The organism is Paenibacillus antibioticophila, assembly GCF_000455265.1.
GTDB classification, from domain to species: Bacteria; Bacillota; Bacilli; order Paenibacillales; family Paenibacillaceae; genus Fontibacillus; species Fontibacillus antibioticophila.
Genome location: NZ_HG005139.1, coordinates 1,582,891 through 1,590,803, shown reverse-complemented (window position 1 = coordinate 1,590,803; position 7,913 = coordinate 1,582,891). Strand labels below are relative to the sequence as shown.

Annotated in this window: 7 protein-coding genes; all 7 read right to left on the bottom strand. The window is 52.1% G+C overall.

From position 1 onward, the window contains the following. Positions 1-382 (bottom strand): SDR family NAD(P)-dependent oxidoreductase (locus tag TX85_RS27405; RefSeq protein WP_044478419.1); only part of this gene is annotated, 382 nt, incomplete at its 3' end. Continuing rightward, on the bottom strand, positions 383-1,663 hold the full coding sequence (gene yfmH, locus TX85_RS07200; RefSeq protein ID WP_044478418.1) for an EF-P 5-aminopentanol modification-associated protein YfmH: 1,281 nt from the start codon (positions 1,661-1,663) through the stop codon (positions 383-385). 3 nt (positions 1,664-1,666) lie between these two features. Then, positions 1,667-2,947: an EF-P 5-aminopentanol modification-associated protein YfmF gene (gene yfmF, locus TX85_RS07195; protein WP_044478417.1), complete on the bottom strand. Its 1,281-nt coding sequence runs from the start codon at positions 2,945-2,947 to the stop codon at positions 1,667-1,669. Between the two features lie 127 nt (positions 2,948-3,074). Beyond that, on the bottom strand, positions 3,075-3,902 hold the full coding sequence (sleB, locus tag TX85_RS07190) for a spore cortex-lytic enzyme (RefSeq protein ID WP_044478416.1): 828 nt from the start codon (positions 3,900-3,902) through the stop codon (positions 3,075-3,077). Positions 3,903-4,088: 186 nt separating this feature from the next. Continuing rightward, positions 4,089-6,776: an FtsK/SpoIIIE family DNA translocase gene (locus tag TX85_RS07185; RefSeq protein WP_044478415.1), complete on the bottom strand. Its 2,688-nt coding sequence runs from the start codon at positions 6,774-6,776 to the stop codon at positions 4,089-4,091. 71 nt (positions 6,777-6,847) lie between these two features. Then, entirely contained in the window at positions 6,848-7,072 is a 225-nt protein-coding gene (locus TX85_RS07180; RefSeq protein WP_044478414.1) for a YlzJ-like family protein, read from the bottom strand. Then, on the bottom strand, positions 7,069-7,836 hold the full coding sequence (locus tag TX85_RS07175) for a ClpP family protease (RefSeq protein WP_044478413.1): 768 nt from the start codon (positions 7,834-7,836) through the stop codon (positions 7,069-7,071). Before TX85_RS07175 ends, TX85_RS07180 begins: the two co-directional genes overlap by 4 nt. Positions 7,837-7,913: the final 77 nt, after the last annotated feature.

The following is a 7,913-nucleotide window of genomic DNA, read 5'->3' as shown; positions in this document are numbered from 1 at the left end:
AATAGACACCCTTCAGGTTGACGGCCATGACATTGTCCCACTGTTCTTCATCCGTATCGGACAACAATCCATAATGCGATATTCCCGCATTATTCACCAGTATATCCGGCTTAAGCCCGCGGGCCTCCAGCTTTTCCTTCATCCGGTCAATTTGTTCTTTAGAACGGAGATCCGCCGACACGGTATACACCTTCGCCCCCAGCTCGATACAGCTCCTGGCGATCTCATTAGCCGCTTCATGAGAATTCATGTAATGAATGACCACGTTCATACCGACGGAAGCAAATCGAAGCGCAATCTGCGCTCCGATTCCTCTGCTCGCTCCAGTCACCAGCACGGTCATGTCCTTGATATTTTTCTCCTCTCCATGGCCTCGGATCATCTAAGGACTCACCACCATGGAGACAGCCAGCTGCTCCCAATCAATATGCTCGCGCAGACGGGTGTTGACTTCCTCCAGGGTAAGCGATTCATAAATCGGAAGCACCTCAAACATATCCCCGCCGCGGAACCGATAACGGGTGAACTCGTGAGCAATATTTTCAGGAGAATTCAACATCCGAAGGAAGCCCCCGATTTTCTTCTTCCGCGTGCGCTCGAAATCCTCTTCACGGAAGCCGCTCTGCACGACGGCCTTAATCTCCTCTGTAATGACCTCCAATAGCCGCTCCGGATCCTTGGTATCTCCGCCAATAGCCGAGAACGCATACCGGGGATTGCTGTTGTATTCATGGGAGAAGCTGTCCGAGATCAGCTCTTCGTCATACAGCTTCTGGTAGAGCTTGGAGCTTGCCCCCAGCAGCAGGTCCAGCGCCAGCTTCGTGGCCAGATCACGCCGGAGCCGTTCCGCACCTTCGTAGCCGACCTGCGTCTCCTTAAATCCGAACAGGCATTTAGGGAGCGACACCGGGAGCTTCGACGTTCTACGCTTCTCGTGAACCCCCTTCGGCTCGTGTTGAAAGATGCGCTCAATGTCGCCTTGCGGCTGATAATTCTTCTTCTCCTGATTTTCTCGAACCCAAGCAAATACCTGTTCAGCATCCACCCCGCCTACAATGAACAGCAGCATATTGCTCGGATGATAAAAAGCATTGTAACAAGTATACAGCGTTTCCTTCGTAATCGTGGAAATAGACTCCACCGTGCCCGCAATATCGATTCGAACCGGATGCACGGCATACATGGCCTCAATCAGTCCGAAATAAACCCGCCAATCCGGATTGTCGCGGTACATGCCGATTTCCTGTCCGATAATCCCCTTCTCCTTATCCACATTCTGATCCGTAAAATAAGGATTCTGCACAAAGTTGATCAGTGTCTCCAGATTTTCCTTAATCTTTTCGGTAGCCGAGAAGAGATAGACTGTCTGATCAAAGCTGGTAAACGCATTGGCTGAAGCGCCTTGGGAAGCAAATTTGGCAAAAATGTCTCCCTCCGGCTCCTCAAACATCTTATGCTCAAGAAAATGCGCAATTCCGTCAGGAACCTCAATTTCCTCTTGCCCGGCTACTTTAAAATGATTGTCAATGGAGCCGTACTTGGTTGAGAACGTAGCATATATTTTCTGGAATCCCGGCTTTGGCAATACGTACACCTGAAGCCCATTATCCAGCGTCTCCCGGTACAGTGTCTCCTGTAAAGAATCATATCGAATGGCTTCCACAGGCTACCCCTCCTTCTTTCCCGTCAAGAAATAGATCGTATCCAATTCAAAGGTTTGTGCCGCCTGTACCACGTCCTCCGGTGTAACACGCTCAACCTGACTAAGCAGCTCATCGACAGGACGATCCTTACCCGAGAGCACCCGGTTAAAATCATAGGCGATCATCTCGAAAGCGGAGTCCTTCATTTCAAGCAGACTATTCCGAAGCATCGCCTTGGTCTGACTCATTTCCAGCTCGCTGATTACTCCGGAGCGCATATCGGATAATTGAGCCTGAATGATCTGCAATGCCTTCTCATAATTGGCGATTTCAATCCCCGATTGAATCGTCAACAGGCCCTTGTGCCCGTCATAACGGGAAGCGGCGTAGTACGCAAGGCTCTCCTTCTCGCGCACATTGATAAACAGCTTTGAATGCGGGTAGCTCCCGAGAATTCCACTGTATAAAAGAGCCGAAGCATAGCGGTCATCCCCATAGGTAATCGGGGTGCGCAGACCCAGATTCAGCTTGCCCTGATTCACATCCAGCTGCTCGCTAACGGTCCGCACCTCTTGAACCACAGGTTCGACTTGTTCATGGGCATAGCTATGAGCAGCAGCCCGATTCAACGCAAAGGAACTGCTAACCAGCTCTTGTACTTCTGCAAGCGTGGTATCGCCTACGACGTACAGATCCAGTCTGGCTTCCTGAAGCCAATTTTGATAAGCCTCGTGAAGCGAGCTGGCTGTAATGCGGTCCAGATCGCTGCGTTCACCTAGCGGATGGAGACGGTAGGGATCACCCTGGAACATCTCCTCAATACAGCGTTCGGCCGCATAACGAATCTTGTCATTAATAATCGCTTCCAGCTTCTTGCGCACGTTCTCGCGCTCTGCGGCAACATAGCTCTCGCGGAAGACGCCTTCCTCCAAAGCCGGTTTGGTTACGACTTCGCCAAGAAAATTGAAGGTTTGAGCCAGCAGTGGCGCTTCACTTTGCACAAAGGAATCATTAATCGTATCCATCCGGAACTGCACGATCTGATAATTGCCTCGTTTATACACATCAAATCCAAACCCAGCACCATACAAATGCTCTAACTGCTCCCGAAACTGCAGCGTCTCCGGATAGGAGGAAGTGCCTCTGCGAAGCACGAACGGCGTAAGGGCCGTAGAGGTTACAGTCTTGCTATTAAGTGGAATACCCGCATACAAAGATACGGCAAATGTCTTGAACCGGTTAGTCGGCAGGACATGAATGTTCATATTGCCCACACTACCGCGCTCGAATAACGTTTTGTTCAAAGCTCAAAACCCCTTTTCAAGAGATTGTGCAGATCATTTCTCTCATAAAATTCAGTTCCATTCTATACCAATTCAAAGGAAAGAAGCAACCTGGAGACGGACGGCTGCTTCTGTTCAAAGATTACTTTTACATGCAGAAAATATGCTTCCCGATCGTTTTGACCTGAGGGCGCGACCAGATCCATTTTGATGTTGCTGTCTCAGGATTAAAATAATACAAACAGCCCCCGGAAGGATCCCATCCATTGAGTGCCTGCTGCACTGCTTTGCGTGCCGTCTCATTCGGCTCAAGCCATATCTGGCCGTCCGCTACGGCCGTGAATGCTCTGGGCTGAAAAATAACGCCCGATACCGTATTGGGAAAGCTTGGGGACTTCACCCGATTCAGAATAACCGCCGCCACGGCAACCTGTCCTTCAAATGGTTCTCCGCGCGCCTCGCCGTAGACCGCATTGGACATGATCTTCAAGTCATTTTCCGACAGTCCCAAGCTGTTCGATGGAGCCAGCGCCTCTGAGCCTGACCCCTGGTTCTGGTTGCCCGAATTCGAACCTTGGCCTCCCTGTTTGCCGCTCTGGTTGCCCGAAGCGTATTCCATCCCCGGCTTCCATTGCTTGGTGGCATTATACAGCTTCAGCTTGGTCTTCGGTCCTGCGTACCCATCAACCTTCAGCCCGAATTCGGATTGGAACCATTTCAAGGAATCTCTTGTCTTGGGGCCGAATGAGCTGTCCAGTTTGCCATAGTAAAAGCCCAAAAACTTCAGTCTGCCCTGAAGCTCATAGACATCGCTTCCAAATGCCCCGTATTCAATCACTTGATTGCTGAACACCTCAACAGCTTGCTTCGGCTGCTCCGAATCCTTATCTTCATGCCTTAGCTGACTGTTCCCGTATACGATACCGATCAACAACAGCGCTATTCCTGCGGTAATCCATACCTTGATGTTTTTCATCTCGCTATCGCTCTACCCTTCTATTGTGGAATTGACATCATGGATTGACCTTATTATGACAACCCCTGCCCGTTCCTATGCACATAGAATCGCTATCGTGACAGAGACTTGATAAGCGCGGAGCGCAAAAAGCCGCCTCGTCCGCAGATTGCTCTGCGTTCGAAGCGGCTCGCTAGCGAGCTTCCGTCAGGAAGTCATTTTATTCATCCGATACTGGTCCATCGTCATGAGAACCTCTCTCGGCTTGCTGCCTTCATACGGACCCACCACGCCTCTGGCCTCCATCGAGTCGATGAGCCGCGCGGCCCGGGTGTAACCTACCCGCATTCTCCGCTGCAGGAGAGAGACGGAGGCTTGCTTGGCTTCAAGGACAATCTGGACAGCCTGATCATAAAGCTCGTCCAGCACCTCCTCCTGACCGCCTGCTTCCTCTTCGACCTCTGGAACCAGACTCTCGTCATACTCGGCCTGGCCTTGATCCCTTACAAAGTTAACGATCGTCTCGACCTCCTGATCGCTCATAAAGGCTCCCTGAACCCGAATCGGCTTCGAAGCGCCCATCGGCATAAAGAGCATATCGCCGCGTCCGAGCAGCTTCTCGGCCCCGGCCATGTCAAGAATCGTCCGCGAGTCCACCTGCGAGGATACGCCGAACGCAATTCGGGACGGAATGTTCGCCTTGATCACACCGGTTATCACATCCACCGAAGGCCGCTGTGTTGCGATAATCAGATGGATTCCCGCCGCCCGGGCCATTTGTGCGAGGCGGGCAATGGCATCCTCCACGTCATGTGCGGCAACCATCATCAGGTCGGCAAGCTCGTCTACAATGACGACAATATAAGGAAGCACCGCCTCAGGATTTTCCTTCATCATCTGGTTATAGCCTTCGATGTTGCGGGCTCCTGATTTGGAGAAAAGCTCATAGCGCTTCTCCATCTCCACAACAATCTTCTTGAGCGCCAGCGACGCCCTGCGCGGATCGGTTACAACCGGCGCAAGCAAATGCGGAATGCCGTTGTAGACGTTCAACTCGACCATTTTCGGGTCCACCATCATGAATTTCACTTCATCGGGCTTGGCTTTATATAGAATGCTTGTGATAATTCCGTTGATACAGACCGACTTGCCGGAGCCCGTGGCTCCCGCCACGAGCAAATGGGGCATCTTCGCCAGGTTGCCGACAATCGTCTGGCCAGAGATATCGCGGCCAAAGGCGATCGACAGCTTGGACTCTGCCTCGGTGAAGGTCGAGGTCTCCATCACCTCCCGCATAGTAACCACGGATACTTCAGAGTTCGGAACCTCAATGCCGATCGCCGATTTGCCGGGAATCGGCGCCTCCATGCGGATATCCTTGGCTGCCAGTGCAAGGGCAATATCATCGGTCAAATTCACAATTCGGCTAACCTTGACTCCGATGTCCGGCTGGATCTCGTAACGCGTTACCGCTGGCCCTCTTACGACCTCCAGCACGCGCGCGCGCACACCGAAGCTTTCCAATGTCGCTTCCAGCTTTCGAGCCGTCTGCATATAATCGGCCTGATCGCCTGATTTGCCTGCCCCGGAAGGTCTCGACAGCAACCGGAAGGAAGGAAGCTTATACGGCTTGGGAGCCGGCTTAGGCGGGGCTGGAGGGGCTTCTACACCAACGTTCTCCGGGTTCCCTTCAATCCCCTCCAGTTGCAGTCCCCCATCCTCTCCGGAAGCTTCCATCGGACTCAAATGCTCCACAGCTTCATGATTATTAATGCCCTCACGATCTTGAAGCTCCTGCACAACTTCAGTACCTTCAGTGCCTTCTGTCCCGACCGTTTCCTCCGGGCCAGGGAGGTCCTCTCCGTCCAGGTCTTCTTCAGGCCGCCAGCTTTCCTGACGAATATGCTCGAAGAAGTCCCGAATAATCGGGCCGGTATCCGAAGCTGTCGCGGGATCCGTAACCGTGCTGCCGCCCTGATAATCCAGCTCGTTCCAGTTAATCCCGCTGACCGCGGCGGCCTCCTCTTCAGGAGGAGCTTCATTGGCCGGTTGCTCCACACCCACTGTTTCTTCCTTCCCTCGATCTCCCTTAAAGCCGAGTAATTGGAAGAATACCGGCTTGTTTCGCGGTTGACGAACAGAAGGCGCCGCTTCCTCCGCTTCTATAGGCTCCAGAGGGGGAGTTTCTTCAATTACCGGCTTCTTAGCTGCTGCTTTACGTACCGGCCTGTCCCCGCCTTTCACCGGAACTGGCCGCAGCATGCGAAGCTTCTTGCCGAATTGCTGTCCCAGACCTCCCACCTTGCCGCGCAGTATTTTTCCAAGCTCGACATAAGATAATCCGGTAACAAGCATAAAGCTGATTGCCAGCATGACAATCATGATCAGCCGGGCTCCCGCCAGCCCGAACAAGGAGTAGAGCAAGGCAAACTCCAATCCGCCTATGTATCCGCCGCTGATATTCAATTGAAGCAGACTAAATCCGGAATCACTTGAGACAGGCGAGAACAAGGCTCCCTGCAAATCCCGATGAATCTGACCCATAATATTCGAAAAGCTCAAAGAACCGACAGGAGCCAGCTTCTGCCCCATCGCCGATACGGTGCTCATCAGAGCAAAGGCTAGGGTTGCAAGCAGCAGTCCGCTTCGTCTTGCCGTCCATTTCGACGGCCACTTTCTGCTAATCATCACGGCTAACCCTATATAAATGCCTACCAATGGAATCACAAAATAAAACTTGCCGAGCATGAGAGCAGACATTTTTGACAACGTTCTGCCGACCGCCGCTTCTCCCGACAAGGCAATAATCGATAGCGTGATCAGGATGATCCCATAAATTTCATATTTGAGCATACTTGCTATAGCTGTCTTTTTCTTCTTCCGTTTGCGTGCCAAACAGGAACACCCCCCAGATGAATATTATACCATAATCACCGGAGGGTACCATACGTCCTTCTTCCTCTAATTTACTCAAGCAGGGTGGGAATAAAAGCAATTTGCTTGCCGGGCGCATAAGCGGGATTCAGATAATCATCAAGGCTGCAGCGCAGCAGACGAATGATCGTCGCCCGATTTCCGGGCTCCATTCGTACTTGCATCCATACGCCGCCCAATTCAATTTCATTATACAATCCGGCTGTCTCCGCTTGCTCCCAATAAACCTCCACCGGCAAAATGGTGTAATGGCTCATTGTGTAATCGCTCCTTCCATTCCCTGCTTGGCTGGCCGAGTAAGCTCAATCAAGCTATTCAGCTTCTTAAGCCCTTCGCCGATTCCCCCGATCGCATCAATCAGCCCATGCTTGACGGCATCATTTCCCCCGACGGCTGTGCCGATATCCCGATTCAACTCCCCGGTCTTGAACATCAGCTCCTTGAACATCTGTTCGGAGATATGAGAGTGTGTCGTAACAAACCGGACCACCCGTTCCTGCATCTTCTCAATATATTCGAACGTCTGAGGCACCCCGATCACCAGGCCCGTCATCCGGATCGGATGGATTGTCATCGTTGCGCTTTCCGCAATCAAGGAATAATCCGAGGCAACAGCAATGGGAACGCCGATACTGTGCCCGCCGCCAATGACGACTGTAACCGTAGGCTTGGAAAGCGAAGCGATCATCTCCGCAATAGCCAGCCCGGCCTCCACATCACCGCCCACCGTATTCAGAATGATCATCAGACCCTCGATCCTCGGATTCTGTTCGGCCGCGACAAGCTGGGGAATGACATGCTCGTACTTGGTCGTTTTGTTCTGCGGGGGCAACACCAAATGTCCTTCAATTTGCCCGATAATGGTCAAGCAATATACATTGGATTCACCGGGAACAGGAACAGCGGTCTGTCCCAATTGTTGAATTGTCTCCACCACACCTGACTTTTTGTCGGGATCCGGACTTACTGCCGGAGCCTCGGTCTCCTGCATCGTTAGAGAGGAGTGAATTTTCTCGTCCATGAATGAACACTTCCTTCCGGCCTGCAAGGCTAAAATGTAAACAGCAGCAATGACATGAGTTAGTATGCCGCCCTTCC